Consider the following 21,776-nt stretch of genomic DNA (forward strand, 5'->3'; position numbering starts at 1 on the left):
TGCTGCCCAGACCCCTGGGCGGGAGCGGCGAAGGTCACATTCCGTGGGGGAAACGCGAAGGGGCGGGACCGGGGAATCCTCCCCGGTCCCGCCCCGAGCGCGGGTCAGGCCGATGCCTCCGTCAGCGCCTTCACCAGCGCCGGTGTCACCTGCTCGACCTGCCAGGCGCGGGCGCCATGGGCGGTGAGGGTCTCGGCGACGGAGTCCACGGTGGGGTGCCTCGGCGGCTCCCAGCACAGCCGGCGCACGGTGTCCGGGGTGATCAGGTTCTCCTGCGGCATGGTGAGCCGCTCGGCGATCTCGGACACCGCGGTGCGCGCCGCGGCCAGCCGGGCCGCGGCCAGCGGGTCCTTGTCCGCCCAGGCGCGCGGCGGGGGCGGGCCGGTCAGCGGCTGGCCGGGCTGCGGGAGCTCGGCCTCCGGGATGGCCTTGGCCCGGTCGATCGCGGACTGCCACTGCTCGAGCTGCTTGCGGCTCATCCGGTGCCCGAAGCCGGGCAGCGCGGCGAGCGCGTGGGTGTTGGGCGGGATGTTGAGCGCGGCCTCGATGATCGCGCCGTCGCCGAGCACCTTGCCGGGGGAGACGTCGCGGCGCTGGGCCACGTTGTCGCGCGCGGTCCACAGCTCGCGCACCACGGCCATCTGCCGGCGGCGGCGGACCTTGTGCATCCCGGACGTGCGCCGCCAGGGGTCCTTGCGCGGCGGCGGGGGCGGGGCGGAGGCGATGGCGTCGAACTCCTCCTGGGCCCACTCGAGCTTGCCCTGCCGGGACAGCTCCTCCTCCAGCGCGTCGCGGAGGTCGACGAGCAGCTCCACGTCCAGCGCGGCGTAGCGCAGCCAGGGCTCGGGCAGCGGGCGGGTGGACCAGTCGACGGCGGAGTGGCCCTTCTCCAGGGCGTACCCGAGGACGTTCTCGACCATCGCGCCGAGCCCGACGCGGGCGAAGCCGGCGAGCCGGCCCGCCAGCTCGGTGTCGAAGAGCCGGGCCGGGGTCATCCCTATCTCACGCAGGCACGGGAGGTCCTGAGTGGCGGCGTGCAGCACCCATTCGGCGTCGCCGATGGCCTCGCCGAGGGCGGACAGATCGGGGCAGCCGACCGGGTCGATCAGCGCCGTGCCGGCGCCCTCGCGGCGCAGCTGGACGAGGTAGGCGCGCTGGCCGTAGCGGTAGCCGGAGGCCCGCTCGGCGTCCACGGCGACGGGCCCGGTGCCCGCGGCGAAGGCCGCGACGACCCGGGCCAGGGCGTCGGCGTCGGCGACGACCGGGGGCATGCCTTCGCGTGGCTCCAGCAGGGGGATCGGCGCCGAATCGACGTCGTCCGGGGGGCCGCCCCCGGTGGTTCGCAGTGTCGTGTCTTCTGCGGTCTCTTGGGCGTCGGTCACCGGTCAAGGGTATCTGTGGATGGCAAGCGCCCGTCGCCGGAACGTTCCGGCGACGGGCGCGGCGGGGATTTCGCGGGGCGCTCAGTGGATGATGCCGGTGCGCAGCGCCACGGCCACCATTCCTGCCCGGTCCCCGGTGCCGAGCTTGCGGGCGATGCGGGCGAGGTGGCTCTTGACGGTGAGTGCCGAGAGCCCCATCGAGACGCCGATGGCCTTGTTGGACTGGCCCTCCGCAACCAGCCGCAGCACCTCCACCTCGCGTCCGGACAGTTCGCGGTAGCCACCGGGGTGGCCGGGGGCGCCGGGGGGCCGGCGCTGCATCCGCGCGGCGGCGGAGCCGATGGGGGCGGCCCCGGGGCGGCCGGGGATGCCGAGGTTCGTACGGGTGCCGGTGACGACATAGCCTTTGACGCCGCCCGCGAGGGCGTTGCGCACGGCGCCGATGTCGTCGGCGGCGGACAGGGCCAGCCCGTTGGGCCAGCCGGCGGCGCGGGTCTCGGAGAGCAGCGTCAGGCCGGAGCCGTCCGGTAGATGGACGTCGGCCACGCAGATGTCGCGTGGGTTGCCGATCCTGGGCCGCGCCTCCGCGATGGACGAGGCCTCGATCACGTCGCGCACGCCCAGCGCCCACAGATGGCGGGTGACCGTCGAGCGGACCCGGGGGTCGGCGACGACGACCATGGCCGTCGGTTTGTTCGGGCGGTAGGCGAGGCTAGCGGGTTGCTCGAGGAGAACGGACACCAGGCCTCCAGTGGGGGGAGTGGCGGGACGGGTGCCGACTTTGGGGATAAGCCGGGGCGATCCGTATGGGAAGGGTCACAAGGTCCTTCGGCAATGAAAGGGCCCGGCTTTAGGGAATGATCACGAATTGGTGAGTAACAATTCGGGCAATTGAGACGATTGCCCGATCGATTCGTCTGTCTCCCCGACTCGAATCATGACCGGATAACCCACCACCCTTGACCGAAAACTGCCGGTCAAGGGTGGTTTCGGCGGAAGACGACCGCCTACTGTCGGCGTCCGGGTCAGCGGCTGCTGTGCGGCCCCCGCCGCTGCGGCAGCGTCACGATCCCCGCCTCGGGCGCGCCCCCCGGCGGCAGCCCCGCGATCTGGCACAGCAGGTCGCACCACGCCGACAGATGCGCCGCCGTGTCCGGCACCCCCCGCTCGGCACCCGCCGGACCCTTCGCGGGGGCCGGCGACCACGACGCACGGATCTCGATCCGCGTCGACGGCTCCCGCTCCCGCAGCCCCCCGAAGTAGTGCGAGCCGGCGCGCGTCACCGTGCCGCTGATCGCCGCGTACGGCACCCGGCGTGCCTCCAGCGCCCCCGTCAGCCAGGACCAGCACACCTCCGGCAGCAGCGGGTCCGCCGCCATCTCCGGCTCCAGCTCCGCGTGCACCAGCGTCACCAGCCGGAACGTGCCCCCCCAGGCGTCGTGCCCCGCCGGGTCGTGCAGCAGGATCAGCCGCCCGTCCGCCAGCTCCTGGTCGTCCACGACGACCGCCGCCTCCAGCGCGTACGAGTACGGGGCGAGCCGCTGGGGCGGCGGTGTCGCGTCCAGCTCGATCTCGGGCCGCAGGCGTACCCCCTGCAACCCCGCGACCGCCTGCCGGAAGACGGACGGGGTGCCCTCCCCATCCGCGTCGTCCGGACCGTCCGAGAGGTGTCCCTGCGCCGCAGCCATGCCCGGAAGACTAGGCGGAAGGACCCGCTGTTCCGGGTAGGGACACCCACACGGGCGGGTCACTCGTTCGGCCCGTGCGAAGATTTGGGGCATGAGCGAGCGCAGCGAGCAGCAGACCGGCCGCACCGCGGCACACGATTCGGCGTTCCTGAAGGCGTGCCGCCGTGAGCCCGTGCCCCACACCCCGGTGTGGTTCATGCGGCAGGCGGGCCGCTCGCTCCCCGAGTACCGCAAGGTGCGCGAGGGCATCCCCATGCTCGAGTCCTGCATGCGGCCCGACCTCGTCACCGAGATCACCCTGCAGCCCGTGCGCCGTCACGGCGTCGACGCCGCGATCTTCTTCAGCGACATCGTGGTGCCGCTCAAGGCCATCGGCGTCGACCTCGACATCAAGCCCGGCGTCGGCCCGGTCGTCGCCGAGCCCGTCCGCACCCGCGCCGACCTGGAGCGGCTGCGCGCCCTGGACCCCTCCGACGTCCCCTACGTCACCGAGGCCATCGGCATGCTCACCGCCGAGCTGGGCACCACGCCCCTCATCGGCTTCGCCGGCGCGCCCTTCACCCTGGCCAGCTACCTCATCGAGGGCGGCCCGTCGCGGACGTACGAGAACACCAAGGCCATGATGTACGGCGACCCGCAGCTGTGGGCCGACCTGGTCGACCGCCTCGCCGACATCACCGCCGCCTTCCTGCGCGTCCAGATCGAGGCCGGCGCGAGCGCGGTCCAGCTCTTCGACTCCTGGGCGGGCGCCCTCGCCCCCGCCGACTACCGGCGCTACGTCATGCCCGCCTCCCGCAAGGTCTTCGACGCCGTCGCCGGCTACGGCGTGCCGCGCATCCACTTCGGCGTGGGCACGGGCGAGCTGCTCGGCCTGATGGGCGAGGCCGGCGCGGACGTCGTCGGCGTCGACTGGCGCGTCCCGCTGGACGAGGCCGCGCGCCGGGTGGGCCCCGGCAAGGCGCTCCAGGGCAACCTGGACCCGACGGTGCTCTTCGCTCCGCGGGAGGCGGTCGAGGCGAAGACGGACGAGGTGCTGGCCGCCGCCCGCGGGCTCGAGGGGCATGTCTTCAACCTCGGCCACGGCGTCATGCCCACGACGGACCCGGACGCGCTCACCCACCTCGTCGAGTACGTCCACGAGCGCTCGGCGCGCTAGCCGCGCTCCGCGCGCGGTGTCCTCAATCGCCGGACGGGCTGAAATTCAGCCCGTCCGGCGATTGAGGACACGCGGCGCAGCCGCGTCCGGGGGTCCGGGGGCTTGCCCCCGGTTACGGGAAGGGGCGGGCAGGGGAAAGAAACACCGTCTCCCCCTCCCCCGCAGCCGCACGTCGAAGCGGTACGTGCGATGCCCGCCCGGGTCGGGTGCGGCCAGCAGCGTGTCCCGCCGCCCTGGCGGCAGCGCCGCCAACAGCGGGTCTCCGGCCGGCAGCCGGAAGTACACCCGCGTGAACAGGTGCCGCGACAGCCCCCGTACGAACACGCACAGCGCCAGAAACGGCGCCCCCTCCGGCGGCGGCAGCGTGCGCAGCGCGTAGTGGCCGTCGCCGCCCGTCGGTACGCGGGCGAAGCCCGTGAAGCGTGCCCCGTCGCGGCGGAGGCTGCCGGGGGAGCCGGTGAGGGAGCCGTCCGGGGCGGCCTGCCAGAACTCCAGGAGCGCGTCCGCCACCGGGACCCCCTCGCCGTCGAGGACCCGGCCGTGGACGGTGATCGCGTCGGGGTGGCCGGCGGGGGCCGCGTCGGGGCCGCCCGGGAAGGGCAGGGCCGTGCCGTAGTAGGGCCCGATCGTCTGGGACGGCGTGGCGTGGGGCGACGGCATCAGTGACGGCCCTCCCCGGACCGGACGGCGGCGGGCCCGTCGAGGACGATGTCCCAGCGGTAGCCGAGCGTCGACGCCACCGCGTCATTCAGCCCGGGGTCGTAGGCGGCGACCAGCCGTCGCCGGGCGGCGGGGTCGGTGACGGCGTGCCAGACGCCGTCGTGGGCGAGGAGCGGGTCGCCGGGGAAGTACATCTGGGTGACCAGCCGCTGGGTGAAGGCCGTGCCGAAGAGCGAGAAGTGCACATGCGGCGGGCGCCAGACGTTCGCGTCCGGGAAGACCGGATAGGCGCCGGGCCGGATGGTGGTGAAGCGGTAGCGGCCCTCGTCGTCGGTCAGGCAGCGGCCGGTGCCGGTGAAGTTCGGGTCGAGCGGCGCCGGGTGGCGGTCGAGCCGGTGGGTGTAACGGCCGGCGGCGTTGGCCTGCCACACCTCGACCAGCTGGCCCCGCACGGGGCGCCCCCGGCCGTCCACGACCCGGCCGGAGACCGTGATGCGCTCGCCGATCGGCTCACCGGGGTGCTGCCGCGTCAGATCGGCGTCCAGCGGGCTCACATCGGCCGCGCCGAACACGGGACCGGTCAGCTCGACGGCGCCGGGGGAGAGCGCGAGCGGTACGAGTGGCTGCCGGGGGTGGCGTTCGGCGGGGCCCGTATAGGGCTCGGGGGCAGGTGTCGTGGTCTCTTCGCGTAACGCTTCGGGCGCTGCCATGGCCATGGCCTACCCCGGTCCGGCGGCGGTGATCCCCGCGTCCCCGCCGGACCGGCGATTGTCGGTCAGCGTGTCGTCAGGTCGGTCAGCGTTCGAGGACCAGCGCCTGCCCCTGCCCCACCCCGACGCACAGCGCCGCCAGCCCCGTCCCCGACCCCGCCGCCGCGAGGGCGTGGGCGACCGAGCCCGTCAGCCGGGCGCCCGAGCAGCCCAGCGGGTGGCCGAGGGCGATCGCCCCACCGCGCCGGTTGACGACGGCGGGGTCCAGCTCCGGCCACTCCGCGAGGCACCCCAGCGCCTGGGCGGCGAACGCCTCGTTCAGCTCGAAGTCCGTCACGTCCGCGAACGTACGGCCCGCCTTCGCCAGCGCCCGCCGCACCGCCTCGACGGGACCGAGGCCGTAGAGGTCCGGCTCGATGCCGGTGACCGCCGTCGCCCGGATCCGCGCCAGCGGCTCACGGCCGCTCGCGCGGAGCCCCTCCTCGTCGCAGAGCAGCAGCGCCGCCGCGCCGTCGTTGAGCGGTGAGGAGTTGCCCGCGGTGACCGTGCCGCCGGACTTGCGGAAGGCGGGCTTCAGCGCGGCGAGCGCCTCCGCCGAGGTGCTGTCGCGGATCGACTCGTCCCGGGCGAGGGCCACCCCGTCCAGGGGCACGACCTCGGCGTCGTAGCGGCCCTCCTGCCACGCCACCGCCGCCTTGCGGTGGCTGGCGAGCGCGAAGGCGTCCTGTTCCTCGCGGGTGACGCCGTGCTTCTCGGCGATCAGCTCCGCGCCCTCGCCGAGGGAGACCGTCCATCGCGGCGGCATGGCCGGATTGGTCATCCGCCAGCCCAGCGTCGTCGAGTACAGCTCCTGGTGGCCGGCCGGGAAAGCCCGCTCCGGCTTGGGCAGCACCCAGGGGGCGCGGCTCATCGACTCCACACCGCCCGCGATCATCACGGACGCGTCGCCCAGGGCGACGGCCCGGTACGCCTGGACGACCGCCTCCATGCCGGAGGCGCACAGCCGGTTGACGGTCGCGCCCGGCACGGAGACGGGCAGCCCGGCGAGCAGGACCGCCATCCGGGCCACGTCGCGGTTCTCCTCGCCCGCGCCGTTGGCGTTGCCGAGCACCACGTCGTCGACCCGGGCCGGGTCCAGCTCGGGGGACCGGTCCACCAGGGCGCGCACGACGTGCGCGGCCAGGTCGTCGGGGCGTACGGGGGCGAGCGCGCCACCGTACTTCCCGACCGGGGTACGGACGGCGTCGACGATGTACACATCCCGGATGCGGTCGTTCATGGGGTCTCCGTAAACGTTCGTGGCGGGTGGGACGGTCGTTGTTCCGCGCGAGTCTCGGCCCGGCCCGGGTCGCTGTCAATGGTGGGCCGACCGGCCCGGACGGGGTGCCGACCGGCCCGGAAGGCCGGTTTGAGACAGTGGGGGCATGAGCGCAGCGCACACCCCTTCGCGGCATGTGGTGGTCATCGGTGGCGGCGTCTCCGGCCTGGCGGCGGCCCTGCGGCTGCTGGAGGGCGGGGCGCGCGTGACGGTCCTGGAGGCCTCCGGGCGCGTCGGCGGGAAACTGCTCGCGGGCGAGATCGCGGGCGCGCCCGTGGACCTGGGCGCCGAGTCGGTGCTCGCGCGCCGCCCCGAGGCCGTGGACCTGGCCCGCGCGGCCGGTCTCGGCGACCGGCTGGCGCCGCCCTCCGCGACCGCGTCGCTGTGGACCCGGGGCGAGCTGCGGCCCCTGCCCAAGGGCCACATGATGGGCGTCCCCGGCGACCTCGCCGAGGTGGCCGCCTCCGGCGTCCTGTCCGCCGAGGGCCTGGCCCGGATCGCGAAGGACGAGGAGCTGCCGCCCTCCGAGCTCGGCGAGGACGTCGCCATCGGCGAGTACGTCGCCGAGCGGATGGGCCGCGAGGTCGTCGACCGGCTGGTCGAGCCGCTGCTCGGCGGCGTCTACGCGGGCGACGCGTACCGCATCTCGCTGCGGACCGCCGTCCCCCAGCTCTTCGAGGCGGCGCGCGCGCACGGCACCCTGACCGAGGCCGTACGGGCGCTCCAGGCGCGGGCGGCCGCCGCGCCGCGGCAGTCGGGGCCGGTCTTCATGGGCGTGGAGGGCGGCATCGGCCTGCTGCCGGGCGCCGTCGCGGACACGGTGCGGGCGAAGGGCGGCACGGTCCGCACCGGCGCGCCCGTCGTGGCGGTCGGGCGCTCCGGCGACGGCTGGCGGGTCGAGCTGGCGGACGAGGTCCTGGCGGCGGACGGCGTCGTCGTCGCCACCCCCGCGTCCGACGCGGCCCGGATCATCGCCGTCGCGGCGCGGGCCGCGGGCGCCGACGCCGCCGTGGCGGAGCTCGCCGGTATCGAGTACGCCTCCATGGCGCTGGTCACCATGGCCTTCCGCCGCTCCGACGTGGCGGGGCTGCTGCGCGGCAGCGGTTTCCTCGTGCCGCCCGTCGACGGGCGCAAGATCAAGGCGTCCACGTTCTCCAGCAACAAGTGGCGCTGGAACGCCGACGCCGCCCCGGACCTCTTCGTGCTGCGTACCTCGATCGGGCGGTTCGGCGACGAGGAGGACCTCGAGCGCGAGGATGCCGAGCTGGTGTCGATGTCGCTGAAGGACCTCGGCGACGCCGTCGGCCTGTCGGCGGCACCGGTGGAGACACGGGTGACCCGCTGGCACGGCGGGCTGCCGCAGTACCCGGTGGGCCATCTCGGCCGGGTCGCCCGCATCCGCGAACACGTCTCCCGTCTGCCCGGCCTGCGGGTCTGCGGGGCCGCCTACGACGGCGTGGGCATCCCCGCCTGCGTCGCGAGCGGCCGCCGGGCCGCCGACGAGGTACTGGCGGCCCTCACACCGACCCTGACGGCAGCCGCCGACGGCGACGGGGGAGAATAGGGACATGACTGACGCCTCTGACGCCCCTGTGAAGACGCCGAACGCCGGCAAGAAGGCCAAGGACCTCAACGAGGTCATCCGCTACACGCTCTGGTCGGTGTTCAAGCTGCGCGACGTGCTGCCGCAGGACCGCGCCGGCTGGGCCGAAGAGGTCGAGGAGCTCTTCGCCCAGCTGGCGGAGAAGGACGTCACGGTGCGCGGCACCTACGACCTGTCGGGTCTGCGGGCCGACGCCGACGTGATGATCTGGTGGCACTCCGAGACCTCGGACGCCCTGCAGGACGCCTACAACCTCTTCCGCCGCACCCGCCTGGGCCGCGCGCTGGAGCCGGTCTGGTCGAACATGGCGCTGCACCGCCCCGCCGAGTTCAACAAGTCGCACATCCCGGCGTTCCTCGCCGACGAGACGCCGCGCGACTACGTCAGCGTCTACCCGTTCGTGCGCTCCTACGACTGGTACCTGCTGCCCGACGAGGACCGCCGTCGCATGCTCGCCGACCACGGCAAGATGGCGCGCGGCTACCCCGACGTCCGGGCCAACACGGTCGCCTCGTTCTCGCTGGGCGACTACGAGTGGATCCTCGCCTTCGAGGCGAACGACCTGTACCGCATCGTCGACCTGATGCGTCACCTGCGGGCGTCCGAGGCGCGGATGCACGTGCGCGAGGAGGTCCCGTTCTACACGGGCCGCCGCAAGGCCGTGGCCGACCTGGTGGCCGGGCTCGCCTGAGCGTGAAGGAAGGGCGGGACCAGGGGTTTGTGCCCCGGTCCCGCCCTTTCTCCGTTTCCCGGGGCTCCGCCCCGGAGCCCCGGTCCTCAAACGCCGGACGGGCTGGATTTATGTCGTCGCACGCGGCTCCGGGCGCGGCGCGCAGTAGACGCGGCGCGCGGGGACCTCGCCGGTCAGCAGGTACGTCTCCAGGTAGCGGTTGACGCAGGTGTTGGGCCCGCCGCCGATGCCGTGGGTGCCCGCGTCCCGCTCGGTGACCAGGGACGAGCCCGGGAGCCGCTTCTGGAGCTCCAGCGCGCCCTTGTACGGGGTGGCCGCGTCCCGTTCGGCGGCCAGCAGCAGCGTGGGCGGCAGACCGGACTTCCGGCCGAGCCTGACGTCGAGCGGCTTCTGCCGGGGCTCCTGCCAGTAGGCGCACGGCAGGTTCATGAAGGCGTTGCTCCACGTCTCGAACGGCGCCCGCTGGGCGAGCTTGGTGTTGTCGCGGTCCCACACCTCCCAGGAGCGCGGCCAGGGTGTGTCGTTGCACTCGACGGCCGTGTAGACGGCGTTCTCGTTCTCGGCCGCCCGCGCGCCCGCCTCGCCGCCGCCGGCCACCGCGAGCAGCGGGCTCTCGTCGCCCTGGAGGTACGCGGAGAGGACCCGCGCGGCCTGCGCCCAGAAGCTGTCGGTATAGCCGGCCTTGAGGAAGACGCCCTGGAGCTGGCCGGGGCCGACCCGGCCGCCGGCGGCCCGGCGGGTCAGCGCGCGGACCGCCTTCTCGTAGGAGGCCAGCACCTCCTGCGGGGTGCGTCCCAGGTGGTAGACGGCGTGGTGCCGGGCGGCCCAGCGGCGCCAGTCGGCCCAGCGGCGGTCGAAGGCGGCGGACTGCTCCAGGTTGTTGTCGTACCAGACCTTGCGGGGGTCGGGGTTGACGACGCTGTCGAAGACCATGCGGCGCACGTGCGTGGGGAAGAGCGTGGCGTACAGGGCGCCGAAGTAGGTGCCGTAGGAGGCGCCGACGTACGTCAGCTTCCGCTCGCCGAGCGCGGCCCGCAGGACGTCGAGGTCCCGGGCGTTGTTGAGGCTCGTGAAGTGGCGCAGGTCGGCGCCGTTGCGCCGGGCGCAGCCCTGGGCGTAGGCCTTGGCCTTCTTGAGCTGCTCCTTCTTGTACGCCTCGGTGGGGTGCTCGGGTGCCTGGGTGGGGCCCTTGCCGAAGCCCGCCGGGCTCACGCAGGACAGCGGCGCGGAGCGGCCGACGCCGCGCGGGGCGTAGCCGACCAGGTCGTACTCCTCGGCGACGTTCCGCCACTGGGGGAGGCGGGTGAGCAGCGGGTAGAACATGCCGTTGCCGCCGGGGCCCCCGGGGTTGAAGACGATGGCGCCCTGCCGGTCCTCCTCCCGGCCGAGGGCCCGGGCGCGGCTGACGGTGAGGTTGATCTGCTTGCCGCCCGGGTGGGCGTAGTCCAGGGGCACGGTCACGGTGCCGCACTCGATGGGGGCGGGGAGGCCCTCCGAGGCGGGGCAGTCGTCGAAGTCGACGCCCCGGGCGGCGGCCAGCCTGGCCGCCTGGGCCACACCGTGTGCCTCGGCCCGCCCGTCCGGGGCATGGGCGTGGGCCGGGGCGGAGGGGAGGCCGGTGAGCCCTGTGAGGACCAGGGATCCGAGGGTTCCGTACAGGGCTGCTGCTCTCAGTGGCACTGGCGCTATCCCTTCATATGTAATGCGGCAAAAGGGATAATTAGGCCAGCAGTTGACGAAGTAAAGCACCGGGGTGCGATGTCGGGTGCGATGCGCCCGAAGAGAGGCCGGTGCGGCGCTCAGCCGCAGCGCCGCCCCTCGTTGACGCAGCGCACGACGGTCGCCATCAGCCCGGCGGGCATGACGTTCGCGAAGTCGGCGTGGTCGGTGACGGGCTTGCGCAGCTGCTCGGGAAAGCTGTCCACGGCGAAGGACGGGCCCCGGGGGACGCGATAGGTCAGCTCCATGCGCAGTTGCGGCACGGGCGTGAGCCCGCGCCCGCAGCGGCCCGTGGCGGTGTCGGGGAAGACCAGGTGCGCCCGGTGCCCCGCCGAGTCGGTGTGCTGCCCGTCCCAGCAGCTCGGGAAGTCCAGCAGCCGTACGACCGCGCTGCCACGCGGGCAGAGCGGGTACTTGTCGGTGAGGTGCCGGTCGGCGAAACCGGTGCAGCTCCAGCGGGCACGGGCGTCCTTGGCGCCGTTGGTGGAGGCTTTCGCGTCACCGGTGATCGCGCGCAGCCCCTCCGGCATGGCGGAGACCTTCGTCGTGGGGCTGCCGCGGAAGGTGAGGGTCACGCTGTCGGGGGTCAGGACGCGGCCTTCTGCCTCCTGCCCGTCGGACTCGCCGGACTTGTCGGAGTCGCCGGTGAGGCGAAGGACGGGCCAGAAGTACGCCGACTTGTCGCCCCGGGCGCAGGTGGTGCCGGCCGCGCGCAGCGAGGCGTCGGTGGAGAAGGCGTCGGTGGAGAGGTTGCCGACGTAGTCGTGGAGGTGGTGGGCGCCGTTGCGCACGCCCGGCGTGACGATGAAGTTGTCGGGGTTGCGGTGGCCGTTCTCGTTGCGGCCGCAGCGGGCGGTGAAGGTCCCGGTGGAGGCGGAGGGCTGGTTCCGGGGCGGGCGCGCGTCGGGGCCGGCGCGGCGGATGTCGGCGAAGTCGGCTGGGGAGGGACCGCCGTGGGCGTGATTGTCAGTGGGGTCTGTCACTCTGGGTGACGGACTCGGATGGGCGGAGGCGTTGCCGGTGACGGCGGCGAACGTGCCCGCCGAGCCGAGTAACGCGAGCAGGGCGAGAAGGATCAGGTGCCGGGCGCCGAGGCGGCGCCGGTGAGCGGCGGTCATGGCGGCTCAGTTCCCTTCGGAGGGTGAGGGGGACGCGGGGGAGGAGGTCTGTGGTGAGGAAGTCTGTGATGAGGGGGCGGGCGACGGTGCCTCGGGCGAGGGCGGGGACACCGACATGGACGGGGTCACGGCGGACGGCGTCGCGGCGGGCGGAGGCGGACCGGTGACGGCGGCCCCCGGAGGCGCCGGCGGGGACGGCGTCCCGGGTGCCGGCGCTCCGAGCCCCGCCGTGAGGGCGTCGAAGTCGACGAGACCGGTGTCCTCCAACACCTTCATGTGGTCCAGGACGGTCGCGTTGGCGTCCTCGGCCAGCTCGCGCACGGCCGCGTTGCGGGTCGCCGCGCGGATCTGCCCGACCAGCGCGAAGACCCGGCCGTGCGCGAGCCGCAGGACGCCCACGAACTCGCGGTCGTACGCCGCGCCGTGCGCGGCGTCCAGCCGCGACAGCCAGCCGCGCTGCTCGGCGGTGGGCTGGCTGGGCAGATCGAGGCCCAGCCGGGCGGCCACGTCGCGGACGTGCCGGTCGAGCGAGGTGTGGCCCTCCACGAGATGCTCGCCCGCCCGTTTCACGGCCGCCGTGCCGCCCCGCTCCACGGCCTGCTGGCCGGCGGGCAGCTCCCAGAGCCCGGCCTGGCGGACCCGGGCGACGAAGTCGCGGTCCGACGCCGACAACGGCCCGAAGCGAGTGGACACCGAGCCCGCCGTGAGATCGGCGGCGCCCGTGCCCGGGCCCGCCCGGTCGCGATACGACCAGACGGGGAAGAGCAGCGCGGCGGCCGTCGCCACCAGGGCGGTGACGACGAGACCGGTGCCGGTGAGGGAACGTACGGCGCCTTTCGGGGATCGCATGGCACCTCCTTGTGCGGCACCGCACGTTAGGGGCCCGGCGCTGATCGCCAAGGGGATTCCGGGCGGCCGCACCGGCGGCCGGGCCCCGGAACCCCGGGCCGACCTGCGGCTCCGCCGTTCCGGAGAAATCCGGCGGGAGGCTGTGTGCCACGTCACTTCCGGGGCGAGGGCCCACGGGGAGCCGGCCGTCGCCGGTAGGGTGCGCGCTTCCGCCGCCGGCCCGGGCATGGACGAGGCCCCGCGGTCGGGGGATGCCGCGGGGCCTCTACCGGTTCAACGGGCGTCCGATTGGGTTGGTTCCCGCACTTCTGCGGCAGTATGGCGGGTGGGGGTGATGGGCGTGCGCGAGCGGCCGGAAGCGAAGACGAGCGCGAACGGAAGGGCTTACGACCCCGAGAGGCTTTTCCTCCCACCCGACGACGACCTCGCCCCGAACCGGCCCGGGGAGACCCTGCGCGCCCGGCTCGACGGGTCCCGGACCGGCCGTGTGGCGCTGATGCTCGCCCGGCTGCTCGGCCGGCGGCCCGTGGAGGACGCCTGGCGCCGGGAGCTGGCCGCCCAGCAGCTCGTCGGGTCGGCGCTGGAGCTGCTGACGGCCGGCGACTGGGAGGTCGTCCACTCGATCGTCCTGCCGGGGGACGCCGTGATCCCCCATCTGCTGATCGGGCCCGGAGGCGTGTTCTGTGTCGCCCCCGAGCCCGCCCACGGGGCACGGCTCACGGTGGACGACACCGCTGTCCACTGTGCGGGGGAGCGCCACCCCCGGCCGTACGTCCGGCGGATCCGGCACAGCGCGGCGCGGTCCTCGCTCGTGCTCTCGCGCGGCTGCGACTTCCCGGTGCGGGCACGGCCCGTCCTGGTGCTGGTCGGCGCGGCCGAGGTCGAGGCCGGGACGGCCGGCCCGCCGGCGGACGTACGGGTGCTGCGGGAGGAGGACGTACCAGGGCTCGGCGGGCTGGGCGGCGTGCTGCGCCCGGAGCGGGTGGACCGGATCCACACGGTGGCGCGCAACCGGCGCGTCTGGCTCGGGGCCTGACCGGGGTCGCCCTCTCCGGGGAGGGTCAGCGGGGCCGGGGGATGCCGGTGAGGAGCTGCCGCAGCAGCTCCGCGTCCTCGGGAGCCAGGCCGTCGGCGAAGCGGGTCAGCACGACCTCGCGGTCGGGGCGGCCTTCGAGCACCTTGTGCATCCGGCGGGCGGCGAGCCCGGCCTCGTCGGTGAGGGGCGCGTAGGCGTAGGCGCGGCCGCGCGGGGTGCGGGTGAGGACGTCCTTGACGAGCAGCCGGGAGAGGATCGTGACCACCGTGCTGTAGGTCAGCTCGCCCGGGAGGGTGGCCTGGACCTCGCGGGGGGTCAGCGGGGTGCCCGCCCGCTGCAGCGCGGCGAGGACCTCGCCCTCCAGCGCGCCACTGGCACGGCGCCGGTCCCGGCGCACGGCGACAGCGGGTGCGGCTGCGGCTGCTTCCATCTGTTCCGACGTTCCTTCCGCTGTGCCGCGCCATGACCTGTGCACATGACCTCTACAGGAGTGTAAAGGACTCGGCGAACTCTGCGTAACCTAACGGATCTTCAGATTCCGGGTATGGCAGACTCCCGGTAATCGAGCGGCAGAGTCAAAGACGGATGTTCGGGCAAGGGTGGGGCACAGCGGTGAGTGAACGGCACAGCAGGGCGGGTGCCCGCAAACCCCTCGCTTCCGTACGCGGCCGTCGAGGGCAGCGGGCCCGCTCCCGCCGGGGTGCCACCGGCGCCACCGGTGCCCTCGGCTTCCTCGGCGCCCTGGGCGCTCGCCTGGCCCGGCTGCGGCCCGCCTACCCCCGCCCGGGCCGGACGGGAGCGCGCCGCTGGATACCCTCGTGGCGCCAGACCCTCGGCCTGTTCGGCTGCCTCTTCGGCACCCTCGCCGCCGCCGTGACGGTCCTCTACGCCACCACCGACATCCCCACCGACCTCAACGCCTTCGCCACCCAGCAGGACAACGTCTACTACTGGGCCGACGGCAGCGAGATGGCCCGCACGGGGCCCGTGAACCGCCAGGACGCGGCCCTGGACAAGGTCCCCGAGAAGGTGCGCTGGGCGGCCCTCGCCGCCGAGAACGAGACCTTCTACACCGACAGCGGCGTCTCCGTCAGCGGTATGACCCGTGCCGTCACCAGGATGATCGGCGGCGGGGACACCCAGGGCGGCTCCACCATCACCCAGCAGTACGTGAAGAACGCCTACCTCAACCAGCGGCAGACCTTCACGCGCAAGCTCACCGAGATGTTCATCGCCATCAAGCTCGACAACAAGATGAGCAAGTCGGACATCCTCCAGGGCTACCTCAACACCAGCTGGTACGGGCGCGGCAGCTACGGCATCCAGCGCGCCGCCCACGCCTACTACGGCAAGGACGTCTCGGAGCTCACCCCCAGCGAGGGCGCCTTCCTCGCGTCCCTCCTCAAGGGCGCGGGCCTCTACGACCCCTCGCTCGGCCCCAAGAACCACGAGCGGGCCGTGGAGCGCTGGAAGTGGATCCTCGACCGCATGGTCACCATCGGCAAGCTCTCGCCGCAGGAACGGGCCACGTACACGACCTTCCCCGAGCCCAAGGCCCCGCCCAAGCCGGCCGGGCTCACCGGGCAGACCGGCTATCTCGTGGACACCGCCCACGCCTACGTCCTCGCCCACACCGACGTCTCCGACAAGGACTTCGACCTCGGCGGCTACCAGATCCACACCACCTTCGAGAAGCCCAAGGTCGACGGCCTGGCCAAGGCCGTCACCGACGCCACCCGGGGCCTCGACCCCGACAAGCGGGAAGCCGACCGGGACGTACGGATCGGCGCCGCCTCCGTCATGGCCGACGGGCGGATCGTCGCCCTCTACGGCGGGCCGGACTACCTCAAGCAGGGCTTCAACGACGCGAACTCCACCGTCGTCCCGGCGGGCACGGCCTTCGCCCCGTTCGTCTACGCCTCGGCCCTGACCAACGGCATCCAGCGCGAGCGCGGCGGCCCCCGCATACCCGTCACCCCCGCCACCGTCTACGACGGCGACGACAAGATCGCGATACGGACGCCCGAGGGCCCCTACTGGGACCGCTCCGGGAAGATCGTCAAGGGGCGCAACGAGGGCGGCAAGTCCTGGGGGAAGATCACGCTGCGGGACGCGGTGGCCCAGTCCGTCAACTCCTCGGTCATGCAGCTCGGCATGGACGTCGGCCTGGACAAGGTCGGCCGCACGGCCGTCCAGTGCGGGATCCTGGAGGACAGCCTCGGCCCGCAGGTGCCCGCCTTCTCCCTCGGCACCACCCGGCCCAGCGCCATCCGCATGGCCGCCGCCTACGCCACCTTCGCGGCCAAGGGCATGAACGCCGAGCCGTACTCCGTCACGGAGGTCAGCCGCAACGGCGACCCCGTGCCCGTGGAGAAGTCCGTCGCCGTGCGCGCGCTGTCCGCGAGCGTCGCCGGCGCGGTGGACGATGCTCTGCGCCTCGGTGTGCAGAAGGGCCGCGGGGCGGCGGCCAAGGCCGCCGGGGCGGGCACGGCGGCCACGGCCGGCACCGGCCCGGACAACAAGTCCGCGTGGTTCGCGGGCTACCGGGGCACGGTGGCGACGGCCGTCTCGCTGTCCCGCATCGACCCCAAGTCGCAGGAGCTGCTGCCTCTGGACGGGCTGGGCGGGACGGCGAAGTCCGTCCAGGGGAGTGCGTACCCGGGCGACATCTGGACGCGCTTCATGGCCAAGCGCTAGCGCGCCCCTTGCGGGGCTTACTTCAGGAACGTCTTCCAGTCCGGTGCCTGGGCCGGGTCCAGGCCACGCAGCTTCGCCAGGACCTTGGGGTCCTGGGCGTCCAGCCAGTCGGCCAGCTGCTTGAAGGACACGCAGCGCACCCCGTCCTTCTTGCACACCGACTTCATGACGTCCTCCACGGCCTTCATATAGATGCCGTCGTTCCAGTCCTCGAAGTGGTTGCCTATGAAAAGGGGCGCGCGGCTGCCGTTGTAGACCCGGTTGAAGCCGTTCAGATAGCCGTCGCGGGTCAGCTTCCGCCACTCCGTGTACTTCGCCGGGTCGCCCTTGGTGTTGTCGCCGGACTGGTTGTAGAGGAAGTTGAAGTCCATGGAGAGGACCTGTTTGTCGCTCTTGGGGTACGGGAGCAGCTGGAGCGGGAAATTCCAGATGTCGTTCACCTTGGACGGCCACAGCTGGAAGTCGCCGGGCGAGCTGGCGTCGTAGCGCCAGCCGAAGTCCTTCGCCGCCGTCAGCAGGTTCTTCTGGCCCTCCAGGCAGGGGGCGCGGCCGCCCACCAGCTCCTTCTTGTAGTCGAAGGGCAGCGGGGGCAGGTCCTTGTAGCCGGTGTTCGTCTTCCAGTTCTCCACGAAGGAATACGACTGCTCGATCTCGCTCTTCCACTCCGCCGGGCTCCAGTCGCCACCGCCCTTGGTGCCGCAGAAATGCCCGTTGAAGTGGGTGCCTATTTCATTGCCGTCCAGCCAGGCACCGCGCACCTGGTTCAGGGTGTCCCGGATGTGCTGGTCGGTCGCGAAGGATATCGCCGCGTCGCCCGGCTTATGCTGCGGCGGCTTGTACAGGGTCGCCTTCGATTTCGGCAGCAGATACATGGCGGTCAGGAAGAACGTCATGTGCGCGTCGTTCTCCTTGGCGACCTCCCGGAAATGGGAGAACAGGTGGTCGTCGCCCTCCAGGGCGCCGTCCCAGGAGAAGACGACGAACTGCGGGGGCTGCTCGCCGGGCTTCAGCTTCTCGGGCTTGGGCACCTTCGGCTGCGGGCCCGTGAAGGACGTCGAGCCGTCCCCGAGGACCTTGACCTTGCCGTCCCAGGGCTCCTCTTCCCGCTTCTTGCCGTCGCCGGACGCGCCCGCCCCGCCGGCCCGCTCGGCGGACGACGAGGCGTTGCCCTTGCGGCCCTCGCCCCCGTCACCCTGCGTCAGCCCGACGACCAGCGCCGCCACCACGCATATGGAACCCAGCGCCGTCGGACCGTAGACAGACCTCTTCGACAACCTCGTACTCCCTGGCGCCGGTACAGATGTTCAGGCGGCAAGTATCACAGGCGCGTGTGACAAGTCCGTAGCAAGGGATGGTCCGCGACGGCCGCGGGCGAAACGGGCGTGATCCCGGTGAGTGCGGGAGCGTGCGGGCCGGCCGCCCGCGCCCGGGTGATCAGCTCGAACCGGGACCGGAACTGTCGGACGCCTTCTTCGCGGCACGGCGGTACTCGGCGTTGATGCGCTGAGCTTCCTCGAGCTGGTCCTCAAGGATGACGATGCGGCAAGCGGCCTCGATCGGGGTTCCTCTGTCGACGAGCTCGCGGGCGCGGGCGGCGATCCGCAGTTGGTAGCGGGAGTACCGGCGATGGCCGCCTTCCGAGCGCAGCGGAGTGATCAGACGAGCCTCGCCGATGGCTCGGAGGAAGGCAGGGGTCGTGCCGAGCATTTCGGCGGCCCGGCCCATGGTGTACGCGGGGTAGTCATCGTCGTCCAGGCGATCGCTGAGTGGAATGTCTGCTGTCATGTCACCTCGTTGTGCAACGCGTCGAGGGGCCCCGGTGCCGTACGGCACCAGGGCCCCGAAGGAAATTCAACACCATCTGTCGGCCCTCATGCTGTGCCGACCTTCTGTTTCCGCTACCCGGCCCGTGAGGGGGAGGGATGCGGGGATCGCGGTTGCGTGACCGGGGACCACCATCCAATCGGGGTCTTGCGGTACCCGGACCGGGAGCCTCCCGGGCCGGGCGATCCTGATGGCGTCTGCTCCTCCGTCCTTCCTCCGAACCAACCACTGGATGAACAGGTACTGCGGTACTACGACTTGCTACCCGCCAGTTCATGTCTGCCGGGTCTCGCTCGACCTTGTCGACGAGAAAAGGCTAACCATGCCGGGAGCCAATGTCTACTCTGGCAAGAGTAGATTTTTGTGCTCGTAGCACACAGATATCCTTTGGCCTGCGGTGATGGGGGCAAGTCGCCGCGGCGGCGAAACGGCGATGAGGGCCCTGCCGACGCGCGTCGGCAGGGCCCTCACCGGGTCTCTGGTGGCGGTTTCCCGCCCGTCCCTCACACCTCCGGGGGGACGATGCCTCCGAGTAGTGCCGACGCGGTGTGGAGCGGAGTGGGGCCGCCCACCGGCGTGGTCTCGGGGTGCTCGTGGCAGGTGAAGCCGAGGCGGGTCATGGCCCGGACGACTTCGCCGCTGGTGAAGTCGCGGCGGTCCTGTCGGGTGACGACCTGGCCCACTTGCTTGACCGGGTAGCGGTGGCGGCCGACGGTCACGGACTCACCTGTGACGACCTCGGGCGCGACGCCCTTCATCGAGGCGAGCACCCCGTCCTTGGTCAGCTCGAACGGGTACCGGGCGATGACACAGCGCATGATGCCTCACAACGAAGAAGCGGCGGAGAAGGGCGACGGGCTGACCGGGCGACTACGGAATTCCCGCGGCAGATGGGCGGCGCGGAGAATTTCGAGGGACGAGCCGAATGTGAAGCTGGCCGAGTCGGGGCGGCGAGGAATGCGTCACCGGTGGGAGACGCGGTGGAACTCTCCCGCCGCGTGCCCTGAAAAGCGGCGAGCCGGGGCCCGCACCCCAGCGGTGCGGGCCCCGGCTCGCGAAGCATGCGTCAGCGCCGGTGTCAGGCGGGAACGATGTTCTCGGCCGTCGGGCCCTTCTGGCCCTGCGCGATGTCGAAGGACACCTTCTGGCCTTCCTGCAGCTCGCGGAAGCCCTGGGCGCTGATGTTCGAGTAGTGGGCGAAGACGTCGGCGCCGCCGCCGTCCTGCTCGATGAAGCCGAAGCCCTTTTCGGCGTTGAACCACTTCACGGTGCCGGTAGCCATGTCATTTCTCCTTGGGAGACGGTGTCAGGAATTCACCCTGTGTGAATTCCATGTCGCCGTGATGATTACCCCGTCGGAAATGAACCTTCTGGCAACCACACCTGCAACTGGGATCGACAGTAGCACGGCGCGATCGGCCCTGCACGGTCGATAATTCCGCTCCGGTCGAGGGTCGAGGAATATTCTCCGGGGCCCGCACTTATTTCTCATGTCGCGGGAACAGATATTGATCCGCGGGGGTGCGGACTTTTCTGCCGTGTACTTCCACCCCGGCCCTGTGACCTCTGTCGACGGGGGGTGCCGGGCGTGGTGTCCGGAGGCCCTGGCGCCCGGCTAGGGGAGTCGTAGGCGCGGGAGCGGGCAGTAGCGCTCGCCCCCTTCGACCGCGACAGTCGGCCCGGGCGCGATCTCCGTGAAACCGGCGTCCCTCACCACCGGCAGCCCACTCGCCGTCAGCTCCGCCCAGCGCTCCGGGTCGGCCGTCCGCACCGACAGGGCGAAGCCGTCCTCGCGCCACGCGTCCCGCGCCGCGTCGTCCAGGGCCCACCACGCGAGCTGCGCGCCGTGCCCGGCCTGGGCCATGGCCTTGCCCGCCGACATCTCCAGCCCGGGGTTGATCCACAGCACCGGCCGGGTGAGGTCCGGCGCGGCCGGCGGCTCCGGGTCGTCCAGGTCGGTGCCCGACACCTGAAGCTTCACCAGCTCCTTGGGCCAGCCGTCGAGCGGTACGGGCGGGAAGACCCGCACCTCGGCGGTCGCGCCGGTGACCGCCATGCCCGGCAGCGCGGACGCCTTGCGCCACTCCGCACCGCGCGCCCGCCGCACGACCTTGCGGATGCGGCCGTCCTCCCAGTCCGCCACCGCCCGGGCCCACTCGCCGTCCCCGGCCGCCCGCTCGTCCGACAGCAGGAACAGCACCGCCCGCGCCGCCGTCTCCAGCGCGTCCGTGCGCGCCGGGGGCGCGGCCTTCTCGATCCGCACCACGAGGGGCAGGACGAACTGGGGGGCGCGGTCGCGGGGGTCCTCGTCGTACGGGACAGTGTCGTTGCTGGTCACGCCCCCAGTCTGCCAGCCGCCCCGGAGGCCTCACGTGGCCCGTCCGGCATCCGTGCGGACGCGCCCGGGGGCCCTTCGCGCAGGATCCCCGCGCACCGCGCCACGAACGCGGCCGCCACCCCCGTCGGTTCCACCCGTGAGAACACCGTCTGCTCGCGCCGCCACGGCGGGTCCACGGCCACCGCCACCGCGCCGGTCGTCGTTTCGGCCAGGTACCGGGGCGCCGCCACGATGCCCAGCCCGGCGGCGGCCATCCGTACCGCCGTCGACGAGTGCTCCGTCTCCACCGCCGTCACCGGGGCGAAACCCCGCTCCTCGCACACCACGTCCAGCCACCGCCGCCCGCCCAGCACCGGCTCCAGCGCGCACCGTACCCACGCCCGGTCCGCCAGTTCCTCCAGCGCCACCGGCGTCGCACGCCCCGCCAGGGGGTCGTCGGCGGAGACGACCAGGACGATCTCCTCGTCGCCGAGGGAGACCACCGGACCCGGCCAGCCCTGCGGGCGCGGGCCGACGGCCAGGTCGGCGACGCCACGTTCCATGCGCTCGCGCAGCTCGTCCGTCGTGACGCACTCGTGGAGTCGCAGCGCGACTCCCGGGAATTCCGCCCGCCAGCGCGCGAAAACCGGTGGCAGAACGCCGACGGCCAGCGCGTGCAGCGTCACGATGTGGAGCTCGCCGCCCTCGGCCCCGGCGGCCGCCCGGGCCGCGCGGCGGGCCCGGCCGGCGCTGCGCACGGCGAGTTCGGCGTGCGGCAGGAAGGCACGGCCCATCGGCGTGAGCCCGACCCCGCGCGGCAGCCGCTCGAGCAGGGGGCCGCCGACCGTCCGCTCCAGCGCCTTGATCTGGTGGGAGAGCGCGGACTGGGTGACGTTGAGGGAGTGCGCGGCCCGGCTGAAGGACCGCTCCTCCACGACCGCGACCAGGTATTCCATCTGCCGAAGACTCATCGCCCGTGTGCCCCCGCCCGGCTCATGAAGAACCGTC

21 protein-coding genes are annotated in these 21,776 nt (G+C 72.8%); 5 read left to right on the forward strand and 16 right to left on the reverse strand.

The window, feature by feature from the left end; all coding sequences use genetic code 11:
* Positions 1-104 precede the first annotated feature (104 nt).
* The 3 genes from EKH77_RS24905 to EKH77_RS24915 all read right to left on the reverse strand — a co-directional run bounded on the left by EKH77_RS24905 (position 105) and on the right by EKH77_RS24915 (position 3,070).
* Complete coding sequence (locus EKH77_RS24905) at positions 105-1,382, reverse strand: HRDC domain-containing protein (protein ID WP_126916531.1); 1,278 nt, start codon at positions 1,380-1,382, stop codon at positions 105-107.
* A gap of 81 nt (positions 1,383-1,463) precedes the next feature.
* Positions 1,464-2,123: a response regulator transcription factor gene (locus tag EKH77_RS24910; RefSeq protein WP_126916532.1), complete on the reverse strand. Its 660-nt coding sequence runs from the start codon at positions 2,121-2,123 to the stop codon at positions 1,464-1,466.
* Between the two features lie 284 nt (positions 2,124-2,407).
* Positions 2,408-3,070 carry a DUF3000 domain-containing protein gene (locus tag EKH77_RS24915; protein WP_126916533.1) on the reverse strand — a complete coding sequence of 221 codons (663 nt, stop codon included), beginning with the start codon at positions 3,068-3,070 and terminating at the stop codon, positions 2,408-2,410.
* Between the two features lie 91 nt (positions 3,071-3,161).
* Here EKH77_RS24915 and hemE point away from each other — a divergent pair, with 91 nt between their 5' ends.
* The gene (gene hemE, locus EKH77_RS24920; RefSeq protein ID WP_126916534.1) at positions 3,162-4,226 is read left to right on the forward strand and encodes a uroporphyrinogen decarboxylase; all 1,065 of its coding nucleotides are present in this window, start codon (positions 3,162-3,164) and stop codon (positions 4,224-4,226) included.
* A 45-nt stretch (positions 4,227-4,271) separates the two neighbouring features.
* Here hemE and pcaG read toward each other — a convergent pair whose 3' ends face one another.
* The 3 genes from pcaG to EKH77_RS24935 form a co-directional block, all read right to left on the reverse strand.
* Entirely contained in the window at positions 4,272-4,886 is a 615-nt protein-coding gene (pcaG, locus tag EKH77_RS24925) for a protocatechuate 3,4-dioxygenase subunit alpha (protein WP_126916535.1), read from the reverse strand.
* The gene (gene pcaH, locus EKH77_RS24930) at positions 4,886-5,596 is read right to left on the reverse strand and encodes a protocatechuate 3,4-dioxygenase subunit beta (protein ID WP_240667512.1); all 711 of its coding nucleotides are present in this window, start codon (positions 5,594-5,596) and stop codon (positions 4,886-4,888) included. Before pcaH ends, pcaG begins: the two co-directional genes overlap by 1 nt.
* Before the next feature lie 85 nt (positions 5,597-5,681).
* A complete protein-coding gene (locus tag EKH77_RS24935) occupies positions 5,682-6,875 on the reverse strand; it encodes a thiolase family protein (RefSeq protein WP_126916537.1) in 1,194 nt (397 codons plus the stop codon).
* A 145-nt stretch (positions 6,876-7,020) separates the two neighbouring features.
* On the opposite strand from EKH77_RS24935, the gene hemG reads away from it, so the two are divergent.
* Positions 7,021-8,478 (forward strand): protoporphyrinogen oxidase, encoded by a 1,458-nt coding sequence (gene hemG / locus EKH77_RS24940; RefSeq protein WP_126916538.1) that lies wholly within the window; start codon positions 7,021-7,023, stop codon positions 8,476-8,478.
* A gap of 4 nt (positions 8,479-8,482) precedes the next feature.
* On the forward strand, positions 8,483-9,208 hold the full coding sequence (gene hemQ, locus EKH77_RS24945) for a hydrogen peroxide-dependent heme synthase (RefSeq protein ID WP_126916539.1): 726 nt from the start codon (positions 8,483-8,485) through the stop codon (positions 9,206-9,208).
* A 108-nt stretch (positions 9,209-9,316) separates the two neighbouring features.
* Here the strand turns inward: hemQ and EKH77_RS24950 are convergent, their stop codons facing one another.
* From EKH77_RS24950 to EKH77_RS24960, 3 genes are all read right to left on the reverse strand, one after another.
* The gene (locus tag EKH77_RS24950; RefSeq protein ID WP_126918272.1) at positions 9,317-10,882 is read right to left on the reverse strand and encodes an alpha/beta hydrolase; all 1,566 of its coding nucleotides are present in this window, start codon (positions 10,880-10,882) and stop codon (positions 9,317-9,319) included.
* Positions 10,883-11,007: 125 nt separating this feature from the next.
* A complete protein-coding gene (locus EKH77_RS24955) occupies positions 11,008-12,045 on the reverse strand; it encodes a DUF1996 domain-containing protein (protein ID WP_126916540.1) in 1,038 nt (345 codons plus the stop codon).
* Between the two features lie 6 nt (positions 12,046-12,051).
* Positions 12,052-12,894 (reverse strand): DUF4142 domain-containing protein, encoded by an 843-nt coding sequence (locus EKH77_RS24960; protein WP_126916541.1) that lies wholly within the window; start codon positions 12,892-12,894, stop codon positions 12,052-12,054.
* Between the two features lie 340 nt (positions 12,895-13,234).
* On the opposite strand from EKH77_RS24960, the gene EKH77_RS24965 reads away from it, so the two are divergent.
* Complete coding sequence (locus tag EKH77_RS24965) at positions 13,235-13,930, forward strand: nuclease-related domain-containing protein (RefSeq protein WP_126916542.1); 696 nt, start codon at positions 13,235-13,237, stop codon at positions 13,928-13,930.
* 25 nt (positions 13,931-13,955) lie between these two features.
* Here the strand turns inward: EKH77_RS24965 and EKH77_RS24970 are convergent, their stop codons facing one another.
* Positions 13,956-14,360 (reverse strand): BlaI/MecI/CopY family transcriptional regulator, encoded by a 405-nt coding sequence (locus tag EKH77_RS24970; protein WP_126916543.1) that lies wholly within the window; start codon positions 14,358-14,360, stop codon positions 13,956-13,958.
* A gap of 155 nt (positions 14,361-14,515) precedes the next feature.
* Between EKH77_RS24970 and EKH77_RS24975 the strand changes: the two genes are divergently transcribed.
* Positions 14,516-16,627, forward strand: coding sequence for a transglycosylase domain-containing protein (locus EKH77_RS24975; protein ID WP_126916544.1), 2,112 nt, complete (start codon positions 14,516-14,518; stop codon positions 16,625-16,627).
* A gap of 17 nt (positions 16,628-16,644) precedes the next feature.
* On the opposite strand, the gene EKH77_RS24980 is transcribed toward EKH77_RS24975, so the two are convergent.
* The 6 genes from EKH77_RS24980 to EKH77_RS25005 all read right to left on the reverse strand — a co-directional run bounded on the left by EKH77_RS24980 (position 16,645) and on the right by EKH77_RS25005 (position 21,739).
* Positions 16,645-17,901, reverse strand: a complete 1,257-nt coding sequence (locus tag EKH77_RS24980; RefSeq protein ID WP_126916545.1) for a hypothetical protein — start codon at positions 17,899-17,901, stop codon at positions 16,645-16,647.
* 160 nt (positions 17,902-18,061) lie between these two features.
* The gene (locus EKH77_RS24985) at positions 18,062-18,412 is read right to left on the reverse strand and encodes a helix-turn-helix domain-containing protein (protein WP_126916546.1); all 351 of its coding nucleotides are present in this window, start codon (positions 18,410-18,412) and stop codon (positions 18,062-18,064) included.
* A gap of 542 nt (positions 18,413-18,954) precedes the next feature.
* A complete protein-coding gene (locus EKH77_RS24990) occupies positions 18,955-19,269 on the reverse strand; it encodes an SCO5918 family protein (protein ID WP_126916547.1) in 315 nt (104 codons plus the stop codon).
* Between the two features lie 260 nt (positions 19,270-19,529).
* Positions 19,530-19,733: a cold-shock protein gene (locus EKH77_RS24995; RefSeq protein ID WP_126916548.1), complete on the reverse strand. Its 204-nt coding sequence runs from the start codon at positions 19,731-19,733 to the stop codon at positions 19,530-19,532.
* Between the two features lie 333 nt (positions 19,734-20,066).
* Entirely contained in the window at positions 20,067-20,789 is a 723-nt protein-coding gene (locus EKH77_RS25000) for a peptidyl-tRNA hydrolase (RefSeq protein WP_126916549.1), read from the reverse strand.
* The gene (locus EKH77_RS25005) at positions 20,786-21,739 is read right to left on the reverse strand and encodes a LysR family transcriptional regulator (RefSeq protein ID WP_126918273.1); all 954 of its coding nucleotides are present in this window, start codon (positions 21,737-21,739) and stop codon (positions 20,786-20,788) included. Before EKH77_RS25005 ends, EKH77_RS25000 begins: the two co-directional genes overlap by 4 nt.
* Between the last annotated feature and the right edge of the window lie 37 nt (positions 21,740-21,776).

The sequence above is a fragment of the Streptomyces luteoverticillatus genome (genome assembly GCF_003970715.1).
GTDB lineage: Bacteria > Actinomycetota > Actinomycetes > Streptomycetales > Streptomycetaceae > Streptomyces > Streptomyces abikoensis.